We start from the raw sequence: 22422 nt of genomic DNA, 5'->3' as shown, positions 1-22422 counted from the left end.
TTTAATCAACTATTTTCCTGCTATTTCTTTTGTTTTAGTAACACAGCAAGTAGTACTTTTGGATGAAATAGGTGAAATGGACTACGAATTAAATTCATCACTCGTACTAACCGAATATAAACATCAGAATTACTTGCGGATAGTCGATATATTTGTTTTGTATACCATAGCTGAAATTTTTGTTTTGTAGTTAATGCTCTCTGTAGCTCCGGGTGACGTGATATTTCCGTTGTTGTCATATCCCAAGGGGTTTCTATTATAGTAGCTGCCTTTTTATAAAATTGTTGTGTAAATGCTTTATCAAGTTGTTTTCTACCTTGCAGAAGTAATTGCAACTGGTGAGCTTCCATAGCAGCAACGGAAACACCTTGACCGAAAACAGGATCAAAACGACAGTGTGCATCTCCAACGACTAATAATCCTTCTGGCATATTTGTAGTGAGATCAAATCTCCGACGTACTTGATAAGGAATTTTATACGTTTTGATATCTGAAATTGCCACAGCTTTATTTAGGAAATCTGTAACATTAGAAATTGATAGATTTTCAGCAAAATGATAAAATTCCTTATCTGTTTGTGGTGCTTTCTCGTTTGCGTATCCACTGAAAGTAACAAAATAACGATTATCTTCTATCGTTTGAATAAGAACGCCATAAGGGTTATCAGGGAAACTCGGAGACATTAGCACATTGCAACAGTCTAATTTCTCATTTTCTTTAAGTTTAAACATTTTCGTTGCGTAAAATAAATCAATACGAACTTTCTCTTCTTGTATTTCAATTCCGTATTCTCGTAACCATTCTATACTTTTTGAGCCAAATCCACTCGCATCAACAACAAGATCTGCATGAACTTCTTCTTGTGTATCAGTCTCTAAATATTTAACTTTTACTCCACACACTTTGTTAAGCTTTCCATCTACCAATAACCCTTTTACTAATGTTTCATATTTAATAGTAATATTTGAAATTTGATGAATTCGTTTTTGAATATGCCATTCTAGCAAAGGACGACTCTGTTGAATCATATGTACTTCCCCTATGAATGGCTGTTTCCATAAACCAAATTGCTGCCATTTTAAATCGCGAGTAAAGTTATTTACGATACTACCTGCTTCTATTAATTCATCCGTAATATTAGGAAACAATTCTTCAATTGCGTTTTCTCCACCTTTTAATAACACATGAGGATGATTACTTTGTGGAACTCTTTTTCTCGAAGACTTTCCATCCCATCTTTTACCAGCTTCTATAATGATTACTTCTTTAAAAGAAGTTGATAATGCTTTTGCTGCGAACTTTCCTGCCATACTTCCACCAATAACGATAGCCTTATTAAACATGTTTTCCCCCTTAATAAAAAGAGACCCTGCCTTGTATGAATGAAACAGGATCTTAAACGAATTAACTTCTTTATCATTATACTTAAAATACATCAGTAAATTGCAACGTTAAAATTAAAATACCTAATCCCCATACGTAATACGCGAATACTTTTAAGGAGTGACGTTTTAAATATTGAATCATCCATGAAACGGCTATGTATCCAAAAAACGCTGCTGATAACGTTCCGACAATTAAAGATGTACTAGAAATAGATTCTGCTTTCCCTTGAAAAACATCTGCAAATTGCAAAATGATTGCTCCGACAATGGCTGGAGTTGATAATAAAAAAGAAAAGTAAGCCGCAGTTTCGCGGTCTAACTTCCTCCATAATGCAGCGACGATTGTCATACCAGAACGAGAAATTGCCGGAAAAATAGCTGCCGCTTGAAATGAACCGATGATAAATGCGTCTTTATATGTTATGTCATCCATTTTTTTACGACCATTCTTTTGTTTATCTGCCATGTAGAGAAAGAATCCGGTCACTAAAAACTCCCAACCGATTGTGATTCCTGTTTTTGAAATATCTTCAAAGAAGTCTTTAAACAATAAACCAATTACAACCGCGGGTACTGTCCCAACGATAAGTAATAACATGAGCTTTGAAAACGGATTTTTGATTAAATATATAAATTCTTTTTTGTAATAAATAAACACCGCAAGTAAAGTCCCAATGTGCAGCATCGTATCTAAAAACAATCCTGCTTCATCTAATTGAAACAAATGCCTTCCTAAATAAAGATGACCTGTACTACTTATCGGTAAAAACTCTGTTAAACCTTGTATGATCCCTAATATAAAAGCTTCTAACCAATTCATGATGGTCCCCTTTCTTGTTTGCTTGTACCAATATATGAAGGTTAAATTTTCGATATGAAAAAAACTGTATTTCTCTATGAATTTACTTTTAATTCATGGATATATATGTAAAAAGAGGTAAGGAGGCTTACTATGCGGAAACATACAAAATTCGGCAATGTATTACTGTGGGTAGGACCTATCCTCGTGTTTGTAGGGTTATGTATGACAAATGTTATTTCTGATATTCCTTTCTTTTTTGGAAAACATAAAACAATTGGAATTGTACTTATATGTATAGGTGTAGTTTGTTTTATTGCTGCTAATCATTTAAAAAAAGGAGAAAAATATGAGGACTAAATCTAAATAAAAAACAATCCCAGTATATATGCTAGGATTGTTTTTTTATTGCTTATTTATAGAATACTTTATCAACGTTATATTTTGCTTTGTATTCATTAATGATATATGTTTCGTAAATTTCTCTTTCTGTTGGATCTTCTACGATACATGCATCAATGCGGTATACTTCATCACGGTGATTTTTAATTGGTGAAACATTGTCTTCGAAATGCTTCTTAATACGTTGTCTAATTTTACGAGCTTTACCTACGAAAAGTAGTTCGTCATTAATATTGTAAAACATAAAAATGCCGCCTTTATCTCTAGGGAACAAATGGAAATCGATAAAACCATTGATTGGCGTAATTCTTGGCTCGTCTCCTTTAATAACTTGTTTACGTTCAGTAATTGTAACATCAACTTCAGGGATACTAATTTTAATCAAGTTCATTCACGTCCTCTTTTATTATAAAGATAAATAATAGCATACATATGTAAGAAAAGCTACGTTCAGAGCCATATTTCATTTTATAATTCAAATATTATAGGTGTATCATATAAACTCTTCTTCCAAATCATATGATCACTTGATTCTCCCCAATAATCTTTCAGTACATAACTAGGCTCTCCAAACTTCTTTGTCCATATACTTTGCGCTTTTTTGTATCCACTATCTAAACAGTACTCTGTCATACCTTTGCTAAGTAACGTAAGAAATATTGCATTTAGTAGTAAACTCCCGATACCCTTTTTTTGATACTCCGGCAGTATAAAAACAGTTCCTATTTCATACAAATCCTTAAGTACACCGCCTGTACAACTATTAATCAATGTACTTGCTGAACCAACTTCGATTGTTCCAATGATTTTATCGTTATTTGTATCAATTGCTAATAAAAAGTAACGTTTTTCTCCGTTACTATCAAAATCTGTTTTCAAATATTGCTTTTTCATGTTAATTTCATTTTCTATGTCATCCAATTGTTGTGATAATCCTTCGTCTTTATATGTATTCGTAATAACTATACGGAAAAACGAGTGAAGTTCCTCTAAATCATCCGAATTTGGTCTCCTAATTGCAACGTTATACATGTTTTAAGTCTCCATTCTATACAAGTGTTAAAACCATACTCTATATACTCTATTCAACAATATTCTACAAAGCCCTGCATAGATCCAGCAGTATAGAAAGCTCAGTATAAATATTGATAAAATCATTTTTATATCCATAGTTGTATGAATAGTAGGACCAAGTACTGGAAAACGGAAAATATCGAGAACTATGATAATTCCTATAAGTAGACAAATTGCAGAAAAGGAAACAACCCAAATTCTCCTCTTGAATTGTATAAAGGAAAGCCCTAAGGTTATACCTAATAAACCTGTAGTAAAGGGAAAAACAATTAGTTCACTTGGCTCGATAATAAATAATAGGAGAATAGTAAGGAAATAAGAAAGTACTCCCTCACGAATAGAGTAGCAAATCGCCAAAAAAATTGGTAACGTCGCAAAAGGGCTAATAAATAACCCTATACCAGGAATTAAGTTACCTGCTGCTTGAAACATGGTGGCCAAAGCACTCATTAAAGCTGTAATGACTACTTTATTTGCTAGGGATAATTTTCTTTTATGAACAAAGTCCCCATTATTCTTTATCATAAGTTGACACCAATAACGTACAAATCGATTCATCAAAATACCCCCTAAAGATATCTCATCCATCACTTTCTATCTTATTCATACACTATTGGTTTATGAGCTGCGTTCTACTTGTTATGAGTTACTATACAATAAAAGGCTTTTAGGGGGAGAACTTGTACGTTTTAAAACAAAGGGAATTCCTTGTACGATTAAACTACGAGTGTATATCGTATTAAGGGATAATTTCAAAAATGGTACCTTTGTTAAAATCAGTTACTTTCATAGAACCGTAAATTCCTAAATATAACCTAGTTTGATCCAAATTTGTTCCTAAACTCATATAATAAGCTGCTTGCGTACCAAAATCATAATCAGTTTCAATAACATGAAAATCAGTATGTTTACCATCTGTACCTGCTCTAGTATATGCTAATACACCTTTAACTGGCGGCCGAGACTCTTCTTTTCTAGCAAGGTCGGTAAACACAACACTACCATGTAAATTCGGGATTGCAGCTCCCATATATGACTGAACTCCTGTTAGAGAAGTCCCGCCAAACTTATCTGGTCTCGGGTCTTTATGAAAATAACTAATGAGTGGCTGAATTCGCTTCACTGATGTTTCTATTGTTTCATTATAATAAGTCATTGTTCTTTCGTCTAAAGTAGGATTCTCTGGACAGTGCCTTATAAAAGAAGTAGGTAATTCTCCTTCCCATCCTCTCCAACCAAAATTAATAAACCCATCTTGATTTGAAGTGAGTCTCATTACATGCATTTGAACAAGTTCGGTAACCGGTATTGGTTTATATTGAACAAATGAAAAAATAGACTCTACAATATCCTGTCCGACATTACCTACATATTTAATATACTGATTATAAAACCTTTGGAATGAAATACCGGTTATATTACGAATACCTTTCGCAATTACTGTAAGTGTTTCTTGTATAGATAGAGGAAGTTCATTAAAGCGTGTAACGACTGGAGGATTATTTATGAATGTATTTTTACTTACATCGATTTCAATAATTTTACCTGCTATTTCTAAATCATCTTGGCTTAAATTGAACGGATCATAACCCGAGCCACCATCTCCATTTGTAAAAACAAGTTTCCCCGTCTCTGGAGAAAAGTTTAAAGTATTTACTCCATTATGATTAAAAAATGGGCGTTTTATATTAAGTAATGTTCTACGTTTTTGAGGGTGACCGTTTGATTGTAAAATCCATTCTTCAATTGTATCGATATGATCATATTGCGTATCTTTATTTAGCCATTTTAAATTTAAAGTTTTCGGGTCACAAGGATTCGGTTTAAATTGTTCAGAAAGTGCACCTGGCCCTTGGGTTCCAGCGACAGAATAATGAAGATAAAATAAACCGTTTTGATAAAATTGTGGATGAAATGCTAGTCCAAGCAATCCTCGTTCATCATAACCACTACTAGAGACACCTTCTTCAGATGTGCCTAATTTTATAATTCGTTGACGAATATTTAAAAATGTTTTTATGACGTCATCTCCTATGTAAAAAACCTCTCCTAATTGCGTTGCGATAAATAGCCTTTCAGCCGATTCACCTGGAAGAATAGCTGTTTTGATTACAGTGGGTAAATTTATGTTATGAACAATGGGTCGTAAACGAACTTTAACTTTTGTCAATTAACTTTACACCCCTTTATATTCTTTTTAATAGAAGAATATGATTAGAGTAATCTTATTAGTATCAAATAAGTCGCATTCCTTTTTATTACAATTTTGTATATAATATAATTATAAATAAACTAGGGGCTACTTATGACACTATTACTACAAATCATCTTACCACTTATAGTTGCACTATATTTATTTATCCTCTATCGTAATACAGCTATTGGAAAAGCCGCTTTTCTTTTAGCAATCATTAATGGAATTTATGGATTAGAGAACATTTTTCAACATGCTCATCTAACAGATCATGTTGTTTATCCATATTGGAGCAGTTTAAAGGCAGTTATTATCGTTTTATCAGTAGTATTTCTATTTAAAAAAGGTGGTTTAACAGGAGAAACCTGATTTGTAATACTGTACATATTTTCCAGTTAAATTGCTTTCATTTTACAAAATAAGAAATGTTTATGTAAAAACAAAAAGGAAGGTGTTACATATGTCCATAAATATTATCTCGATAGTATCTATAATAATTTGGATTGTGTTGATTACAGAACTGATAAAACCTTCAAAAGAACAGAATGGACGAAAAATAGTAATGTTATTAACTACTGGTTCCGCATCAACACTTATTTTGACGGTTTCATTTATTCAAAATATCTCGTTTTGGGATTGATAGTGATATAACTAGCAAAAATATGTATACATAAAAAAGATTAGGACCGTACATCTCTAATATGTACGGTCCTTTCGTTTGCTATTGGTTCAATTATTAGTATGTAATCCTTTTACAATTTGAATTTCTTTTTAAGCTTCTTATATCTTCTATACGAACGTCTAACAATGTTTAACATAAAATACGGTATTTTAACAGGGAAAGGCAATTTATAAATGAAAGGCAAATAAAATGTAAAATATGCCTTTTCTAAATCTTTCCACTTACTATCTTCTTTTGTTTTTAAGAAATCAGATACATCGACTACATATCCCCTTCCTTTTTCCATCATCACATTTTTCCCGTGAACATCGCAGGGGGTTAATCCTTGTTCTCTTGCATACTCTAAAGCTTGATTGATATCAAGGATCACCTGCTTAGGGATTTTAATCCCTTTATGAACAGCATCGTATAAGGTAATTTCTTTTAACCGTTTCAATACTATGAAATTTTCCCCTTTATAAATAAGCTTTGAATAAGAAGGATGATTTCCGATTCTGCGGTATACTTCTGACTCTTTTTCAATGCCTTCTCCTTCTCGCGCGTAAACTTTCACTACCCAATCTTTGTATTCTTTGTGCATGAATACTGCGGCATAATTACCTTTCCCTAAACACTTCCAAAGTCTAGGAATATCTTTAACTACTACAGGCTCGGATTCATCCTCGCTTCTTATGCTTATCTCTTTTAATAATTCATTCTTTATCAATCCCACAAAACAATTTATACTCATCATTTCCACTCCGGTTTTGCTAAAAGTGGGCCTGCCCACATTTTAACGAAAATATACACTAAGCGAATTTTAGCATAAAACTGGTCATCTTTCTTCTTCAAATAAAAAGATGACTCGTTTTATTTGAACTGTTGAATACTTAATATGTATTCCGCTATTCAGAGCCAAAAACCATACAATAAAAAATATTTCTAACTATTTTTATTTTTCCAGGGGTAACTGTATAGAAAAAAACTTGCTACATATGAAGAATAGTAAGTTTTTTAATTGTTCAATTCTCGTACCACTAACGTCTTTGCTAATACTTTTACTATTTTAATAGTCTTTTGTTTAATTCCCACAATGCTGTTTTGTTGCTATCCCACTTCAAATACGTTACGGCTTCCTCAAAGCATAACCATTTATAATGTAAGTGTTCTTTAGATAATGAGATGTTTTTTGTAGGTACTTTAACTCCAAACGAAAATTCTTTTATTACATAAACGTCATCTCCCCAAAGGAATTCTCCAACTACATCCTCTACTGGTAGTGAAGGCACAGAATCTAATTGTATATATGAACATTCTTTTGTAATACCAGCCTCTTCAAACGCTTCACGTTTTGCTGATTCAATAGGAATCTCACCGTCTTCTCCACCACCAGCTATTCCTTGCCAATAACCATAATCACTTCGGTTGAAAATCGCATATTGAATAGAGTTGTCAATTTTTATATAAGGAAATATTAATACTTGATATGGCGCTCTCATTGCTTAACCTCCTCTCCAAAAAAGCTTTAAATAAATAGAAATAAAGAGCAAACATCACAATTCTACATTAATAATGCAAGTTTATGGTGTCGGCTCTTTATTTTTAAAGAATTTTATTTTTCGTAAACAGTCTTACTCTTAACGGAGAAAAAACTACTTATTTCCTATCAAATTTGCTTAGTGTATTTTTTCATACCGGATGTTATTCAATTGCGCCAGCAACGTCATAATCATTTAAATCTAAATCAATTGGTTGTCCCAGCGCTAACTTAGCAAGTTCTGAACCTAAATATGGACCAGCAGTTAAACCTGAAGCTCCTAATCCGTTCGCAACGAGAATACCGTCGAAGTTAGGAAGTGGTCCGATAACAGGTAAGAATCCTGGAGTAAACGGTCTAAATCCAACTCTCGTCTCAAGCATAGTAGCATCTTCTAAGCCAGGTGCAACTGTTAATGCTTTATGCAATACTTCATGTAAACCACCAGCCGTTACACGGTGATCGAAACCAGTATCATTCTCATGTGTTGCACCAATTACGACATGTCCATTGTCAAATGTTAAAATGTATTGATCATTTGGCGGCATAACAACTGGCATATTGTCTGTTGCTGTATTTTCCATTTGCAGGTGAACAATTTGTCCTTTTTGGAACGTAACTAAAAAATTAATTCCTAATGGGTTTAAGATTTCGTTCGCCCATGCACCTGCAGTTACAATAACCTTTTCTGCTAAAATAGTTTCATCGTTTACTATAACTCCCGTAATATGATTACCTTCACGGACTAATACTGCATCTCCTTTTATAAAAGTTGCACCATGTTTTTTCGCAGCGCTTATTAATGCATTACGTAATAATCTTCCATTTACTCTTGCAGCACCACTAATATGAACAGAACAAAATTCTTCTGATAATGCTGGGAATAATTTTTTTGTTTCTTCAGCTGATAAGCGAGTGATTTCACCAATCTCTGGGGCATCTTCACGACGTTTATACGCTCTCTCTTCCATTTGATCTAGTTTTTTCTCATCAGTATGTAAACTAATTGCACCTACACGGTTGTAACCTGTATCCGTTTCACCGTCGTCTTCTAATTGCTGAATTAACGAAGAATAGTAACGTGCACCGCCTTTAACGATTTTATACCATGCTTTATTACGACGTTGCGAAAGCCATGGACAGACAATACCTGCTGCTGCATCTGTTGCTTGACCTATTTGTTGACGATCCACGATAGTAACGTTCGCGCCAGCCTTAGCAAGATGATAAGCAGTAGACGCACCTAAAATTCCCGCTCCAACTACAATATACGATTTCATTTCAAACACCTTTTCTCTTTTACTAATTATATAAATATAAGAACATCCCTTAGTATAATGCAAGAAATACTTTTTTCAATGTACTCATCGCAATTAATTGTTGCATCATTGTGACTTTCCTAATCTTATTTTTTCTTTTTGCGGAATAAATCAATTGTTTTATAGCCTTGTGATAGAACCTCAATCATCTTTTCAAAACGTTTTTCACGTGTTTTTTCTTGTTTGACAGAAAACAGATTACGTGCCCAATCTTTTTTGTATCCAGGTGTTAAACTTTGATAAAACTTAAGTTCATTTGGGTGATTAGCTAATAAAGCTTCAACATCTTGAATTCGATCTGCATAATCAGCTACACATTGGCTCATTGCAGGCGTTTTTGTCACTTTTTTCTTCTCACGCTTTAAACCTACAACAGTAAAGATGTCATCCATACTTACCATTCGCGCAAATTTAATATCGCTTTCTCCCACATATCCATCTTCTCCAACGTTTAATGCTGGAAACATCTCATCACGGTGAATAAACGTACTGTAGCGAGAATTACCTTTTTTCGGATATGCGAAGAATATGTATCTTTTTTCAATTAATAATTCTTTATTACTAATAATATAATTCGTTTGTTTCACCATTTCATCCAGTGTTTCTACAAAAATAAAAATGGCATCGTGTTCTTTTGAAAATACAGTTTCTTTTCCTGTAAAAACTTCGTAATCACTTGGTTCATTAATAACAACCATATTCGTATACTTATTAAGTTTCAATTTATCGATAATTGACATGAAGATCTTCCTTTACATTCAAAATTCATTGTTTATACTTTTTCATACTGTTCTAGTGTATTATATCTATTAAGAAAATCAAACTTTAATAGTTGTTTTAAATTAAATTAAATTAATAAAATAGCCGGTTCTTATTCAGAACCGGCTAGCTATTCGCGTTATCATAACTCAATAGCAAATAAAGTATATAAAAGCTCTCTATATTGCTCTTCTGTAATTTCACGTTTCGTTTTTTCACCATGAACTATTTCAGTGAAACTAGTATTGGTTAAAGAGACATGACCAGATTCTGTCAATTTGGCTGCAATTGGTCCTTTATTGAAAATAGATTTCTCATCTTCTACTACTCTTTTTTGAACACCATTCACTACTGCCTCATCAATGATACGATTATAAAAAGCATGACAAACTTTCCACTCACCGTTCGTATCTTTTCTTTCTAGAACGTAATTCCCTTTACTCGTATCTTTTCTTTCTAGAACGTAATTCCCTTTACTCGTATCTTTTCTTTCTAGAACGTAATTCCCTTTACTCGTATCTTTTCTTTCTAGAACGTAATTCCCTTTACTCGTATCTTTTCGTCTCACTCGATACGTACCATTTTTAGAAGAAACAGCCTCACCAGTAAAAGGTACAGGGACTAGAGGTACTAATGAAGCAATACCTACATCAATTACGTATCGTACGTTATCATAATTTAGAATAATCGTTATATGCCCATCCTCGAGTGCCCAAGCGTTTATATCATTTTTATATACGGTACTTAATGCGAGTTGTACATCATAACCACAATCTTTTAAAAAGTAATAAAAAAGCGTATTTAATTCATAACAAAGTCCACCGCGGGATCTGCTTAAAATTTTATTCTGTAAATTTTCCATAGTAATTGTATTCGTGTTACTTGCTATAACATCTAAATTCTCAAATGGTATAGTGTGTGCAAATGCAAAAAGAATTGTATTTAATTCTTCAAACTTCACTTCAGTACGCTTTGCGAGATTCAATCTTGTAAAAAGCTTATGTTGTAGACTTGTCATAGTCAGCACCCCTTAAAATGTATAAGTTAAACTAGTATATGCTGATTGTAATTTTGATGGGGTACTGAAACAATGTACATTTCGTTTAACTGTACCGGTACAAAAAGTCTAACCAACAAGATTACTTAAGATAAGAAGCTACGAATACAAATGTAATAGTTTGTCTATAGGTAAATTATTATGATCGCTTAAATCAACAAAATACTGAAGCTGCCACATTTGGCTCTTTTTAGCTTGGTTGCTAACAGGGGTATCCCAGATCGGATAAATCCTCATAGCCATCTTGCCTTTTTGATTTTGTGTTCTCAAGATTTTTTCCTTAAGAAGAATCTCTTTAGGGAAGATAAATTGTCCTAGTTTATTATCATCTATACAAGTGATAACTAATAAGTCAGTAGCAGCGTCATAAGAAAACGCTTGATTCTGCATATTGTCATCTTTCTCCCAAAAAGAAACAAATTGACCAATTTTATTAGGAGTAACTTTGGATTTTCTAAAACGAATGGTTTTGTTATTTAAGTGAAATAAATATCCTGCATATTCTGCGTTTTGCTTTTCTTCTTTTACATTCGCAATCAGTAAATTGTTAGGTTTGTAAATTATGTTGTTTAAGTTTTGTATCGTATCATTATAACTGTTCAAGAAAACTCCCCCTTTATTCATTTCTTAGTTTAACACAAACATCAGTTCTTCTACATTGTATAGAATGTATATAATCATGAGTGATGTGAAAAGGGAGGATATAATTATTACTTTAATTTACTTTTTACTTAAATAAAAAAGCCTCCATTTGGAGGTTTTTTTATGCAAACACTTCAGGATATGTTGTCGCTAAATACTCTTTCCAATAACCAGTGTCTCCATCCATATCATGTAACCACCAAATATACATCATTAGCGTTTTTTATTCTTGTTACTTGCCTTATGGGGTAATATTCAAACCCTTGTCGCTTGTCCTTACTCTTCTTTTTATAATTCCCACTTTACTTTAAATAAAATGTGTTTAACTATTCGTGGGATGAAGAGTGTATTTTTGTAAATAATAAGTTTGTAAAGTATTAAATTGAGGAGGGTTTGTATGCAACATCCTAAAAAAATTATAAAGTCTAATTCTAATATGAAATCAGATTTTGCAACAACTGATGCGCAAAAAGTAAAACAAGAAATTCAAAATGATGTAAGAGCAGGACAAGGAGCAATGACTTCTCGAGAAGCGGGGGCAATGCGAGATTAAGAATACATTCCTTACTTGTATTTTTATTTTTTCATTTCTTAAATATTTACCAGTAATGAGTGTTTCTATAAAGCCACTTCCCTTAAGTAGAGATTTAAGTGTTTGAATCGGCTACACTAAGTTGGACAGATACTATAAGGGCTAGTAGACTTAACATACTAACCTAAGGGAGCGTGCTACTATGTCACGTCAACGTCGAACTTTTACACCAGAATTTAAACTTCAATTAGTAAAGCTATATGGAAATGGAAAGTCCCGTGCAGATATCTGTCGAGAATATGAAATAACGCCTTCTGCGTTGGATCGCTGGATTAAGAATCATCAAGAAACTGGGACATTTACTGCTAAAGAAAATCGGACAGAAGAAGAAAATGAGTTAATCAGATTACGTAAAGAAAATCAACGTTTAATGATGGAGAATGACATTTTAAAGCAAGCAGCGCTGATCATGGGACGAAAATAGATGTGATCCGAAATAACACTCACAAATATTCAGTATCAGCAATGTGTAACGTCCTTAACATCGCCAAAAGTACCTACTACTATCACGCCAAGCCGCGTGAACAAGACGCACATGAAAAAGAAGACGTTGAGCTTTCCAACGAAATAGAACGACTCTTTAAAGAAAGCCATAGTAACTATGGTACTCGTAAACTCAAAGTAGAATTAAAGAAACAGAAGATGGTCGTTTCTAGACGTCGAATCGGTCGAATTATGAAACAATTAGGACTTGTATCAAATTATACGGTGTCACAATACAAGCCGTATAAACAAACCTGTAATGAAGCACCAATCAAAAATGAGTTACAACGTCAGTTTAAACAAGAAGAGCAATTAGCTGTAGTTGTCAGTGATTTAACATACGTCCGTGTTGAAAAAAAATGGCACTATGTATGCTTATTTGTGGACCTTTTCAACCGAGAAATTATAGGTTACAGTGCTGGTCCAAATAAGACAGCAGACCTTGTGTATAAAGCATTAGCGAGTATTAAAGGAAATTTACATAACATCAAGATGTTTCATACAGACCGAGGAAAAGAGTTTGATAATAAACTGATTTCAGAGGCTTTAGAAACATTCAGAATTCAACGATCATTAAGTATGAAGGGCTGCCCCTACGATAACGCTGTGGCCGAAGCGATGTTCAAAGTGTTTAAAACAGAATTCGCAAACGGAGCACACTTCGCTTCTCTTGAACAGCTCGCTCTTGAACTTGATGATTATGTTCATTGGTTTAACAACATTCGAATTCACGGAACACTAGGCTATTTAACGCCAGTGGAATATAAGAAACAGACCTTATAAAAATTGTCCAGTCTAGTGTTGACATTCCAGTTTCTTTGTTTTTACTTACAATGCGGTAAATGAAACCTCTCTTAATTATTGTTTAGAATATAAAAATTCATTACTCCGCAATATTTTTACTTATTATAAAAACATTGCGGAGTAATATAACTTAATAAACTATCAAAAGTGTCAATCTCAGAATACGGTTTTATTTCAGTCTTATTTGTGATTCTATGAGGATTAAACCATATCCCTTTTATATTTGTATTTTGAGGACCAGCAATATCCTTTTCTAAGTCATCTCCAATAAATAATACATCTTCTGGTTGCACATCAAGTTTATTTAATGCTAGTTCGAATATACGTTTATCTGGTTTACTAAATCCTACTTCTTCAGAAATAATGATTGTATCAAAGTAATTGTTTAACTTCGTGTTAATTATTTTAGCCCTTTGCCTCTGACTTGAGCCATTTGTTATAATTCCAATTTCAAAGTACTTCTTTATATGATTTAAGAAATGAATAGTATTTTGATCAAGTGAAAAACATTTTGGGAAGTTTTCATTCCAAAAATCTTGGATATAATTGCGTGGCAATCTATACTTCGGCGGAAATTCATCAAACAACGATTCTAAAACTATCGTTTTATCACTCATGCCATATTCTCTTTTATCATATTCTTTGAATTTCCGTAGCATATTGTTTTTAACTGTATCACTAACATCTTCATAACACTTTTCTAAAACAAATAAAAACAATGTATTTACTGCCATATCCCTATTAAGTAACGTATCATCTAAATCAAACAGAATAGCTTTATAACTCATCAAATAAATTCACAACCTTCCTATATTTCCTAGTTATAATCAAAAGTAATCAAAAAAACAATTCATCTCAAAGAACTTCTAATAGAACGATATTCTAAGAGTTAAATCAAAAACCCTTTTTCTGTTTGTTAAATGATGTGAAAGTACACGATTTCGACTAAAGTAGTAGATGGGTTTTTTATTTTATTTTAGAACTTTCAGATTAATTAAAAACTATTTTGTGATAAGCTATACTTAAAGATTAAATATAAAGGATGATTCGTATGCAAATTAGACCAAAGGCAAGTGAATATAACTCCTATTATGCAACGTATGTTAACTTAGTATCAGACGGAAATATCATACAAATTTTAGCACAACAAATAGAGGAAACGAATCTTTTATTAAAAGAGATTTCTGATAGTGAGGGACTTTTTCGATATGCTCCTACTAAATGGAGTATAAAAGAAGTAATCGGCCATATTGCGGATACAGAACGTGTTATGGCGTATCGCTTGTTATCTATCGCTCGAGGCGAGACAGCAGAACTTCCAGGCTATAACGATGATATGTATGTTCTCAAAGCTACTTTTGATAAGCAATCTATGCAAGATCTTCTTGAGAATTTAATAGTTGTTCGCCAATCTACCTTGCATTTACTGAAAAGCTTAGATAAAGACACTTGGTTACAAAAAGGATATGCGAACAAATCTGAAGTTACAGTTCGTGCATTAGCATACATCATAGCTGGACATGAGCTTCATCATCTACAAATTATAAAAGAACGTTATCTAGGTTCTAATGCATATCCAGTAAGTTAATACTTGAAGAAAAAGAGTCCCATTTATATAGGACTCTTTTTCGCTATTTGTAAAATTCACCACATAAGATACAAACTAGCCCTTATAAGGGTACCGTCGCATATCCATCAACTTAAGAAATCAGAATTATCCCAAAACAAAAAATGCACTTTTTGTTACAAGTTAACACAACATTTCGTTCTGAAGGTACTAAAAAATTTAGCTTGATAGTGATTAGATAGCGTCAGGATTTTGCGCTTTTACAAAGTTAAAGATAAAAAGTCTTTTGTATCAATGTTTTTTAGTTCGTTCCAATAGAGGAAAGCCTATTGAGACAAGGCTAATATAACGTGGAATAAGGCTTTTGAATGTCTCATATGACTCATTTCAAAATTCAATCCGCCTTTTCGGGACGGGGCCCCATTCTGAAGAATGTCATTGAAATGTATCAATAGATTCTAGTGCAGCAAAATAAATTGTGCTATGATGTGAACAAATATAAAGCTATCTAACGGAGGGGTTCACATGCCGCATGTTGTGTTTCGTGGAATTACTACTGAACAATTAAAACACATAAGCAAGCCATTAGTAGAAGAGCTCGCAGAGATTTGTGAGTGTGGTACGGATAATTTTACGTTGGAACTACCAAGTTCTACGTTTGTATTTAATGGAGAAGAAATAGAAGCGTTTCCTCTTATTGAAGTGAAATGGTTCGAGCGTGGACAGGAAATTCGTGATCGATTTGCCAAGGCCATTACTACATATGTAATGGATTTTGGACTTCCAGAAGTAGAGGTTGTTTTTACGGTTTTCACAAAATCAGCGTATTATATTAACGGGAAGCATTGTGCAAGTTAGATCTATTCGAAAGATTTTTGTTACCATTAAAAGGGGTAGAACCACATCACTATCAAGGTAATAATACAAAATCCCCCCTAAAAAGAAAAAGGCGTTATTCTTTCTGAGAAATCATAGGAAAGGATAACGCCTTTATATCAATATGACGGTATCCTATATGAAAAATTAACATAGTTCCAAATTTATATATTGGGATCACGCCACATGTCTATCAACTGAAGAAAATAAGTTACCTCAAAAACGATAAAAATACACTTCGGTGCTAACTAAATGTTTTGCGATATGGCCTTCATTGTTATCTAAATAGTAGGTAATAAACTGTTTTATTACCTAGACGTACTACCTATTCCTTTTCGTCTTCTTGGATGTAAATAAGTGTATTGATATCTCGGCCCATTCAGCTTGTGAAGAATAGTAATGAGGATGATAAAGGATTGTACTCACAATCCTTTTGATTTGTTTTTGGATGGTAAAACATGTTTCTCTACTTTTTCATATTGAGTAAGTAATTGCCTAATAAAAGATAATTTCGGTACTAACCAATGCGAAAATACCGCTGAAATACATCCTATTAAAGCCCCTACTGCAACATCAAAAGGATAATGAACCCCTACCCAAATCCGTGAGATCGCTACACAAAATGCAAGTATAAGCCATAACCATCCAGTTTTTTTACGAACAAGCCAAAACGAAAAACAAATCGAAAAAAAGAGAATTGTATGGTCACTAGGAAATGAATTATCTACAGCATGGTCGACAAGTTTATTAACATGAGGCAATACTGCAAACGGTTGATAATTCAGATGGAATTTCCCTGCTATTTTTCCAATCAACTCAGCAATTACAAAAGCAACCATCGCTTGAATAACCATCATTCTACTTTTTCTGGACCTAGTAAACCAATAAGCTAAAATAATTAAAGCAAACATATATACCATATATTCTGCCAAAAATACTATGGCTGGGTTTAGGAATGAATATTGTTTACCTAAATCATTAATGGCTCGAAAAATATCAATATTGAATTGAGAAATAGACATTTTAAATCTCTCCTTTTTAGTAAGGTACTTTACAGATTTCCATATACTTGCATTACATGAATAGTGTTGATTATTGTCCACCATCTAAAATAGCAACCTTTTATGACACCGCTTTCTTCTTTTCCACTTTAATAAAAAAAGAAAAAGGAAAACATCGAACTTTCTTACAAACATTCATGCATTCTTACAGTTTTGTCATTTTCTCGTCACTTTGTAAATAGGTTTATCAACTTGCTTTTTCCTATTTTTAAAAACTCTTATATCTACAACTATGGAAACGATAATTACACATAAAAAAGAGAAGAATCTTGGTGAGTTCTTCTCTTTTTTATTTATTAATTTGTAATATAATTACAGTATGTGAAATTATATTATTTTGATTTAAAAAGCGAAGTAAAAATACCCTTCACTCCGCTTTTGGCATTTATTTAATCGGTTTCTCTGTTTTTAAAACTAAAGAACTTAACGCAGGAACTTTAATTTTATTATCATGAATAACATAAAGTGGTTTACTTCCCGCCTGCTTCCCGTCTACTAGTACTTTCCAAGGACCTTTCGATGGAAGCGAGATTTCAACGGATTCCCTATTTGCATTATGAGCCACTATAAAGTATTCATTTTTATTTCCTTTGCCCTTTCCATCTATTGAATAAGCTACTACATTTTTGGGAGTATCAATAAAAGATACTTGTTTTTTTATTTGTTCTGCAGATGTCATTCTAAAGGATGGATACTTTTTTCGTAATTCTATTAATCCCTTCATATAATCTACTTCATTATTAAACGCTGCACGGCGCAACCAGTCCATCTGGTTAATTGAATCTGGAGATTTATAACTGTTATGATCACCATATTTTGTGCGCATAAACTCTTGTCCCGCATGTAAAAACGGAATCCCTTGTGATGTTAATAAAATCGAAGAAGATAATTTATGCATTTGTTTTCGCACTTCTTCACTGTCACCTGGATTAGTCAACTCAAGTTTATCCCATAATGTATGATTATCATGCGCTTCCACATAAGTTAGTACCTGCTCTGGATCTTGATAAGTCGACGTATTTCTATCATAGTCAATGCCTGCTGTAATGCCTTTTTTAATACGGTCTTCCATGTTTTCCTTTCCATTTACAAAACCATTTTCTTTCTCTTCAAATACACTACCTTTTAATCCATCACGTATATTATCGTTAAAATGAGCAATCCCTTTCATTTTCTCTGCATTTTTTTGATTTGCTTTCAACTCTGCTGCAAGAGGTGTATTTAAATCCCACCCTTCTCCATGCAGTATAATAGAAGGGTCAATTTGATTAACAGCTTTACGTATTTCATTCATCGTTTCATAATCATGAATACCCATTAAATCAAAACGGAATCCGTCTAAATTGTATTCTTTTGCCCAGTATGTTATTGAATCAATCATAAATTTCCTCATCATTTTTCGTTCTGAAGCCGTATCATTTCCTACTTCAGTTCCATTTGCAAATGTTCCATCTTCATTGTAACGATAATAATAACCTGGAACCAACTTATGGAAATTAGATTCAGCAGCGTTATACATATGGTTATATACTACATCCATCACAACACGAAGATTATTATCGTGTAGTGTTTGAATCATTTGTTTTAATTCAGTTATTCGAACAGTTGGCTCATATGGATTTGTAGAATAGGATCCCTCTGGAACGTTAAAGTTTTTTGGGTCATATCCCCAGTTATATTGTGGTTCGTTTACCTTCTCTTCATTTACTGAAGCATAATCAAATATCGGTAAAAGCTGAACGTGTGTAACACCAAGATCTTTCATATGATCAAGTCCCGTTTTCAAACCTTCAGGCCCTTTTGTTCCTTTTTCTGTTACTCCTAAATATTTCCCTTTCTGTTTAATCCCACTTTCGGGCTGAATAGAAAGATCACGTACATGCAATTCATAAATAATAGCATCTTCCGGATTTTTTAATTTAGGCTTTTTGTTAGTGTTCCATTTTTTCGGATTTGTTTCTTCTAAATTAATAACCGCACCTTTATCTCCATTTACAGAAGCAGCACGTGCATACGGATCAACTGCTTCTGTCCACTTGGCACCAATTTTCACCTTATACGTATAATAGAGACCTTTTTGATTCCCTTTAAGTTCTGCTTTCCAGGTGCCCTTTTCACCTTGTTGCATATTTATTTCAGTACCGATTTTATCGTTCCATTTTTTATATGTAACTAACTTCGCTTCACTCGCAGTAGGAGCCCATACACGGAACTTTGTATGTTGCGCGGTATATGTATTTCCTAAATCGTTACCACCATAATAAAATAAATGATCAAATTCCTCGCTACGAATGACTTTACCAATTTCAGTATTCGTATCAGCTAAATTTTCTATTTTAACTTTGTATGTTTGTTTTAAATCAATTTTCTGTTCTGTAATTATTTTCACCTTATTCGTAATATCTCCACTGTTTATATCATAAGGAGTAATATTCTTAATTTTAATACCTTCCATTTCAATTTTCTTTTCCTTAATATGAAACGGGACATTCGTCGTTACAGTAATTTCATGGAAACTATCAATAGTTGCTTTTTGAATTGAGAGATCCGATGAAGGCTTAGCGTTATATACTTTTTCATCACCAGAAAGAACCCATACTTCAGCACGACCGTCCTTTATATTTTCAATCCAACGATCGCCACCATCTTTTTCCCACTCATTTGTACGAATGATAAATCCTAAACGGTTATAATCACCATCTATATTAATCTTTGCGTACTTTCCAAATTCATCTTCACCTGTAAATTCATATGATTTACCATTTGCATTTTCTCCCCATATCCAAAGGTTCCAGTCTTTTGTATTTCCAAGCTGCTCTTTGTAATGAATGATAACTTCAGTTGTTTTCGAATTTGAAACTGCCTTTACACTTTGAAAGGAGAAAACAGATGATAACATAACGATTATAGTAAGCAATAAAACTGATTTGTTAATTAATCTTTTTGTCATTTGCACCACATACACCCTTTCTTTAAATAGTATGAACGATTTATTATGCCTGTACTACATTACACAATTTAAATTGATCTAGAAATCTCTTTTGCTTCACCCCCGTATTGGTTATTTTCACATATGTATTTCAATGATCTTTTCGATACGAAAACGTTTGCATTAATTGTTAAAAAAATAGTTTATTTGTGTCTTCATATATTTGTAAATACGAAAAGATCAGGGAAATTATTTTAAAGCAACCGTTTGTTATCGCTTTCATTTTATAGTACTTTCCGTTAAGAGGTCAATATATTATTAATTTTCTGTTTTTATATACTATAAACCTTAAATCTTTGTCGCAACTTCTTAAAGGTAGAGTGCCTAATTATTGCTTAGTAAGTTTATTTTTCAAATACATTGGTATGAAAAAACAGCTAATATCCTTAAAACGACATTAGCTGTTTTTTCATAATGTAATAATATATGAATAAGAACTATGTTTCTAACTTACTTAATTTTTGCTGCATCAAATGCCTTTTGTACTGCTTGAACTTCAGCTGAATTTGCACCATATTTGTTAGTTGCCACTCGAATACATGCTGATCTTAATTCTTTGAAATTAGAAGTCATGTTTAACTCATCTGTATTTGCGTAATAGAAAATATCAAACATTTTATCTTCACCAATTCCTTTAACAGTTACACCGTTATGAGTTCCGCCTTTTGCGATGAGATACGCAACTTTATTAATAATGCTTGAATTAAAATGAACGCCACCTTGATCCCATCCATTAAAATCATTAAATTCACTGTAATCATCTGGATAAGGTACTCCAAGTGAAGATGGAACAGAAGCTGGGTTTTCCATATCACGGAAGACAGATCCAGTTTGTTCTCCCATCGTCCAGTTAAAGCTTCCATTATTTACGTATTTCTCAATAGATGTTCCCATAATATCAGATAGTGCCTCATTAATCGCACCAGATTCACCGTAATATTCAAGATTAGATTCACTAGAAGTAACAGCATGTGTAAATTCATGCCCAGCTACGTCATATGCTTTGACGATAGGATCTCCATATACAAGCATACTACCATTATTAGCACTTAACGCATTCTGCCAATTTTTCGGATCATTCGTATCTCCAGAATCCCAAGCATGTACAACTGAAACTACCTTTTGTCCCTTATTATCAAAGCTATTACGGTTGTATTTATCTTTATAAAAATCAAACACTTTGGTTGCTAAGTAATGAGCACTTACTGCTTTTGGATCATTAAATGTTGTCGAAGTACTAGTTGCTAATGTACCAGGATAATAGCTTTCTTCTTTAGTAATATCTCTGTAATTCACATCATATGTTTCAATTCCTTGCCCTCTTGTATAATCAGCAAGAGCATATTTGCCATTACTTTGTTTAGAAATACCAAATGAACGAGAGATCCCTAAATCATCTTTTCCAGTGCCCGTTAATGATGTAAGACTGCTTTTTTTACTTTTCTTTAAGGCTCCAACCAGTTTTTCACTTGCTTTCAAGTTAGACTCTTGCACCATATTTTTTAACATATCACCATTTTGTGCATTTACTAAATATGTTCCAGAAACATAGTTTGGCGTGGCAGCTTCAAATGTAACCTGGTACGCATTGCTAGCTTGGCCATTATTTTCATCAACAAAAATAACTTCCTTAACTTCTGGCTCAGAAATAAAATTGATATCGTTCCCGTACTTCGTATAAATATATTGTTGTGCTTCATCTTTTGATAGATTGATAGGTTTTTTCAATTCTTCTTGTTTTAAATTTTGCGCGCTATCACCTGAAACACTTTTAATAACACCGTTATGATCTACGTGTGCAGTTAATTGATGGCCATATACTTCTTTTCCTTCATATGTTTGCTGTATACGTACAAGTGTAGTCCCATCATATGAATCACGTTTTTGAAGAACTTTGTAATCTACTCCAGTTTCTCCATTGACTTGTTTTGAAGAAAGGGCTTGTTCTGTTTTCTCCTTAAGAGCATCTTTTACTACATTCTCTGGTGCCTTTTGTGACGGTTGTGTAAGTTCACCAGAACGGAATGATTCCTCCTGAATTTGAACTTGTAGTTGATCTGTTTCCTCTGCATGACCTACTCCGTATGGTGCTACTGCTGTTAAAGCTAAACCTGTTGTTAATGCTACCTTAGTTAACGTCTTTTTGTTTTTCATTTTTTCACCTCGTATAATTTTGAAATAGAAAGCTTGTACAAAGTATACTTGCTGTTCCTGTCGAAAA

The 22422-nt window shown here is 33.1% G+C and carries 23 protein-coding genes; 7 read left to right on the top strand and 16 right to left on the bottom strand.

Annotated features, from left to right (window positions below):
- Nucleotides 1–20: 20 nt before the first annotated feature.
- On the bottom strand, nt 21–1343 hold the full coding sequence (locus tag QCI73_RS14125) for an FAD-dependent oxidoreductase (RefSeq protein ID WP_353823184.1): 1323 nt from the start codon (nt 1341–1343) through the stop codon (nt 21–23).
- An 82-nt stretch (nt 1344–1425) separates the two neighbouring features.
- Nucleotides 1426–2205, bottom strand: a complete 780-nt coding sequence (locus tag QCI73_RS14120) for an undecaprenyl-diphosphate phosphatase (RefSeq protein ID WP_046199129.1) — start codon at nt 2203–2205, stop codon at nt 1426–1428.
- A 132-nt stretch (nt 2206–2337) separates the two neighbouring features.
- Between QCI73_RS14120 and QCI73_RS14115 the strand changes: the two genes are divergently transcribed.
- On the top strand, nt 2338–2544 hold the full coding sequence (locus tag QCI73_RS14115; protein ID WP_327923859.1) for a hypothetical protein: 207 nt from the start codon (nt 2338–2340) through the stop codon (nt 2542–2544).
- 52 nt (nt 2545–2596) lie between these two features.
- On the opposite strand, the gene QCI73_RS14110 is transcribed toward QCI73_RS14115, so the two are convergent.
- From QCI73_RS14110 to QCI73_RS14095, 4 genes are all read right to left on the bottom strand, one after another.
- Nucleotides 2597–2977 (bottom strand): nucleotide excision repair endonuclease, encoded by a 381-nt coding sequence (locus QCI73_RS14110; protein WP_001048948.1) that lies wholly within the window; start codon nt 2975–2977, stop codon nt 2597–2599.
- Between the two features lie 77 nt (nt 2978–3054).
- The gene (locus tag QCI73_RS14105) at nt 3055–3618 is read right to left on the bottom strand and encodes a GNAT family N-acetyltransferase (RefSeq protein ID WP_327923858.1); all 564 of its coding nucleotides are present in this window, start codon (nt 3616–3618) and stop codon (nt 3055–3057) included.
- Nucleotides 3619–3645: 27 nt separating this feature from the next.
- The gene (locus tag QCI73_RS14100) at nt 3646–4218 is read right to left on the bottom strand and encodes a YybS family protein (protein ID WP_327923857.1); all 573 of its coding nucleotides are present in this window, start codon (nt 4216–4218) and stop codon (nt 3646–3648) included.
- A 181-nt stretch (nt 4219–4399) separates the two neighbouring features.
- Nucleotides 4400–5830 carry a PQQ-dependent sugar dehydrogenase gene (locus QCI73_RS14095; RefSeq protein WP_353823183.1) on the bottom strand — a complete coding sequence of 477 codons (1431 nt, stop codon included), beginning with the start codon at nt 5828–5830 and terminating at the stop codon, nt 4400–4402.
- A 135-nt stretch (nt 5831–5965) separates the two neighbouring features.
- Here QCI73_RS14095 and QCI73_RS14090 point away from each other — a divergent pair, with 135 nt between their 5' ends.
- Both QCI73_RS14090 and QCI73_RS14085 read left to right on the top strand, forming a co-directional pair.
- Nucleotides 5966–6223, top strand: a complete 258-nt coding sequence (locus QCI73_RS14090) for a hypothetical protein (protein ID WP_353823182.1) — start codon at nt 5966–5968, stop codon at nt 6221–6223.
- A gap of 91 nt (nt 6224–6314) precedes the next feature.
- Nucleotides 6315–6494 carry a hypothetical protein gene (locus tag QCI73_RS14085; protein ID WP_327923854.1) on the top strand — a complete coding sequence of 60 codons (180 nt, stop codon included), beginning with the start codon at nt 6315–6317 and terminating at the stop codon, nt 6492–6494.
- Between the two features lie 112 nt (nt 6495–6606).
- Here QCI73_RS14085 and QCI73_RS14080 read toward each other — a convergent pair whose 3' ends face one another.
- From QCI73_RS14080 to QCI73_RS14055, 6 genes are all read right to left on the bottom strand, one after another.
- On the bottom strand, nt 6607–7269 hold the full coding sequence (locus QCI73_RS14080; protein WP_142285835.1) for a protein kinase family protein: 663 nt from the start codon (nt 7267–7269) through the stop codon (nt 6607–6609).
- Between the two features lie 307 nt (nt 7270–7576).
- Complete coding sequence (locus QCI73_RS14075) at nt 7577–8014, bottom strand: NUDIX hydrolase (RefSeq protein ID WP_353823181.1); 438 nt, start codon at nt 8012–8014, stop codon at nt 7577–7579.
- A 202-nt stretch (nt 8015–8216) separates the two neighbouring features.
- Nucleotides 8217–9332 (bottom strand): NAD(P)/FAD-dependent oxidoreductase, encoded by a 1116-nt coding sequence (locus tag QCI73_RS14070; RefSeq protein WP_353823180.1) that lies wholly within the window; start codon nt 9330–9332, stop codon nt 8217–8219.
- Nucleotides 9333–9457: 125 nt separating this feature from the next.
- On the bottom strand, nt 9458–10111 hold the full coding sequence (locus tag QCI73_RS14065; RefSeq protein ID WP_353823179.1) for a YdeI/OmpD-associated family protein: 654 nt from the start codon (nt 10109–10111) through the stop codon (nt 9458–9460).
- Nucleotides 10112–10272: 161 nt separating this feature from the next.
- The gene (locus tag QCI73_RS14060; protein WP_353823178.1) at nt 10273–11148 is read right to left on the bottom strand and encodes an arylamine N-acetyltransferase family protein; all 876 of its coding nucleotides are present in this window, start codon (nt 11146–11148) and stop codon (nt 10273–10275) included.
- A 138-nt stretch (nt 11149–11286) separates the two neighbouring features.
- A complete protein-coding gene (locus QCI73_RS14055; RefSeq protein ID WP_353823177.1) occupies nt 11287–11790 on the bottom strand; it encodes a MepB family protein in 504 nt (167 codons plus the stop codon).
- 436 nt (nt 11791–12226) lie between these two features.
- Here QCI73_RS14055 and QCI73_RS14050 point away from each other — a divergent pair, with 436 nt between their 5' ends.
- Entirely contained in the window at nt 12227–12382 is a 156-nt protein-coding gene (locus tag QCI73_RS14050; protein ID WP_162876052.1) for a hypothetical protein, read from the top strand.
- A 181-nt stretch (nt 12383–12563) separates the two neighbouring features.
- Nucleotides 12564–13687, top strand: a protein-coding gene (locus tag QCI73_RS14045; protein ID WP_353823158.1) for an IS3 family transposase whose coding sequence is annotated in 2 segments (ribosomal slippage) — nt 12564–12810 and nt 12810–13687 — 1125 coding nt in all. Because the reading frame shifts where the segments join, the coding sequence is not laid out codon by codon here.
- Between the two features lie 116 nt (nt 13688–13803).
- Here the strand turns inward: QCI73_RS14045 and QCI73_RS14040 are convergent.
- On the bottom strand, nt 13804–14496 hold the full coding sequence (locus tag QCI73_RS14040; RefSeq protein ID WP_327923849.1) for an HAD family hydrolase: 693 nt from the start codon (nt 14494–14496) through the stop codon (nt 13804–13806).
- Between the two features lie 263 nt (nt 14497–14759).
- Here QCI73_RS14040 and QCI73_RS14035 point away from each other — a divergent pair, with 263 nt between their 5' ends.
- Both QCI73_RS14035 and QCI73_RS14030 read left to right on the top strand, forming a co-directional pair.
- Nucleotides 14760–15296: a DinB family protein gene (locus tag QCI73_RS14035; RefSeq protein ID WP_001167119.1), complete on the top strand. Its 537-nt coding sequence runs from the start codon at nt 14760–14762 to the stop codon at nt 15294–15296.
- A 504-nt stretch (nt 15297–15800) separates the two neighbouring features.
- Nucleotides 15801–16133, top strand: coding sequence for a DUF1904 family protein (locus QCI73_RS14030; RefSeq protein WP_353823175.1), 333 nt, complete (start codon nt 15801–15803; stop codon nt 16131–16133).
- Between the two features lie 440 nt (nt 16134–16573).
- Here the strand turns inward: QCI73_RS14030 and QCI73_RS14025 are convergent, their stop codons facing one another.
- The 3 genes from QCI73_RS14025 to QCI73_RS14015 all read right to left on the bottom strand — a co-directional run bounded on the left by QCI73_RS14025 (nt 16574) and on the right by QCI73_RS14015 (nt 22355).
- Nucleotides 16574–17173 carry an undecaprenyl-diphosphatase gene (locus tag QCI73_RS14025; RefSeq protein WP_327923847.1) on the bottom strand — a complete coding sequence of 200 codons (600 nt, stop codon included), beginning with the start codon at nt 17171–17173 and terminating at the stop codon, nt 16574–16576.
- Nucleotides 17174–17597: 424 nt separating this feature from the next.
- Entirely contained in the window at nt 17598–20168 is a 2571-nt protein-coding gene (gene pulA / locus QCI73_RS14020) for a type I pullulanase (protein ID WP_353823174.1), read from the bottom strand.
- 483 nt (nt 20169–20651) lie between these two features.
- Complete coding sequence (locus QCI73_RS14015) at nt 20652–22355, bottom strand: M4 family metallopeptidase (protein WP_242303818.1); 1704 nt, start codon at nt 22353–22355, stop codon at nt 20652–20654.
- Nucleotides 22356–22422 lie beyond the last annotated feature (67 nt).

The sequence above is a fragment of the Bacillus cereus group sp. MG16 genome (assembly GCF_040459875.1).
Taxonomy (GTDB): domain Bacteria; phylum Bacillota; class Bacilli; order Bacillales; family Bacillaceae_G; genus Bacillus_A; species Bacillus_A paranthracis.
The sequence above is the reverse complement of the archived record's forward strand: the minus strand, read 5'-3'. Positions and strand labels throughout refer to the sequence as shown.

What these genes read in the sequence shown, in the direction of transcription:
- QCI73_RS14125 (WP_353823184.1), bottom strand. Translation starts at nt 1,343, where the DNA reads ATGTTTAATAAGGCTATCGTTATTGGTGGAAGTATGGCAGGAAAGTTC.
- QCI73_RS14120 (WP_046199129.1), bottom strand. Translation starts at nt 2,205, where the DNA reads ATGAATTGGTTAGAAGCTTTTATATTAGGGATCATACAAGGTTTAACA.
- QCI73_RS14115 (WP_327923859.1), top strand. Translation starts at nt 2,338, where the DNA reads ATGCGGAAACATACAAAATTCGGCAATGTATTACTGTGGGTAGGACCT.
- QCI73_RS14110 (WP_001048948.1), bottom strand. Translation starts at nt 2,977, where the DNA reads ATGAACTTGATTAAAATTAGTATCCCTGAAGTTGATGTTACAATTACT.
- QCI73_RS14105 (WP_327923858.1), bottom strand. Translation starts at nt 3,618, where the DNA reads ATGTATAACGTTGCAATTAGGAGACCAAATTCGGATGATTTAGAGGAA.
- QCI73_RS14100 (WP_327923857.1), bottom strand. Translation starts at nt 4,218, where the DNA reads ATGAATCGATTTGTACGTTATTGGTGTCAACTTATGATAAAGAATAAT.
- QCI73_RS14090 (WP_353823182.1), top strand. Translation starts at nt 5,966, where the DNA reads ATGACACTATTACTACAAATCATCTTACCACTTATAGTTGCACTATAT.
- QCI73_RS14085 (WP_327923854.1), top strand. Translation starts at nt 6,315, where the DNA reads ATGTCCATAAATATTATCTCGATAGTATCTATAATAATTTGGATTGTG.
- QCI73_RS14080 (WP_142285835.1), bottom strand. Translation starts at nt 7,269, where the DNA reads ATGATGAGTATAAATTGTTTTGTGGGATTGATAAAGAATGAATTATTA.
- QCI73_RS14075 (WP_353823181.1), bottom strand. Translation starts at nt 8,014, where the DNA reads ATGAGAGCGCCATATCAAGTATTAATATTTCCTTATATAAAAATTGAC.
- QCI73_RS14070 (WP_353823180.1), bottom strand. Translation starts at nt 9,332, where the DNA reads ATGAAATCGTATATTGTAGTTGGAGCGGGAATTTTAGGTGCGTCTACT.
- QCI73_RS14065 (WP_353823179.1), bottom strand. Translation starts at nt 10,111, where the DNA reads ATGTCAATTATCGATAAATTGAAACTTAATAAGTATACGAATATGGTT.
- QCI73_RS14060 (WP_353823178.1), bottom strand. Translation starts at nt 11,148, where the DNA reads ATGACAAGTCTACAACATAAGCTTTTTACAAGATTGAATCTCGCAAAG.
- QCI73_RS14050 (WP_162876052.1), top strand. Translation starts at nt 12,227, where the DNA reads ATGCAACATCCTAAAAAAATTATAAAGTCTAATTCTAATATGAAATCA.
- QCI73_RS14040 (WP_327923849.1), bottom strand. Translation starts at nt 14,496, where the DNA reads ATGAGTTATAAAGCTATTCTGTTTGATTTAGATGATACGTTACTTAAT.
- QCI73_RS14035 (WP_001167119.1), top strand. Translation starts at nt 14,760, where the DNA reads ATGCAAATTAGACCAAAGGCAAGTGAATATAACTCCTATTATGCAACG.
- QCI73_RS14030 (WP_353823175.1), top strand. Translation starts at nt 15,801, where the DNA reads ATGCCGCATGTTGTGTTTCGTGGAATTACTACTGAACAATTAAAACAC.
- QCI73_RS14025 (WP_327923847.1), bottom strand. Translation starts at nt 17,173, where the DNA reads ATGTCTATTTCTCAATTCAATATTGATATTTTTCGAGCCATTAATGAT.
- QCI73_RS14015 (WP_242303818.1), bottom strand. Translation starts at nt 22,355, where the DNA reads ATGAAAAACAAAAAGACGTTAACTAAGGTAGCATTAACAACAGGTTTA.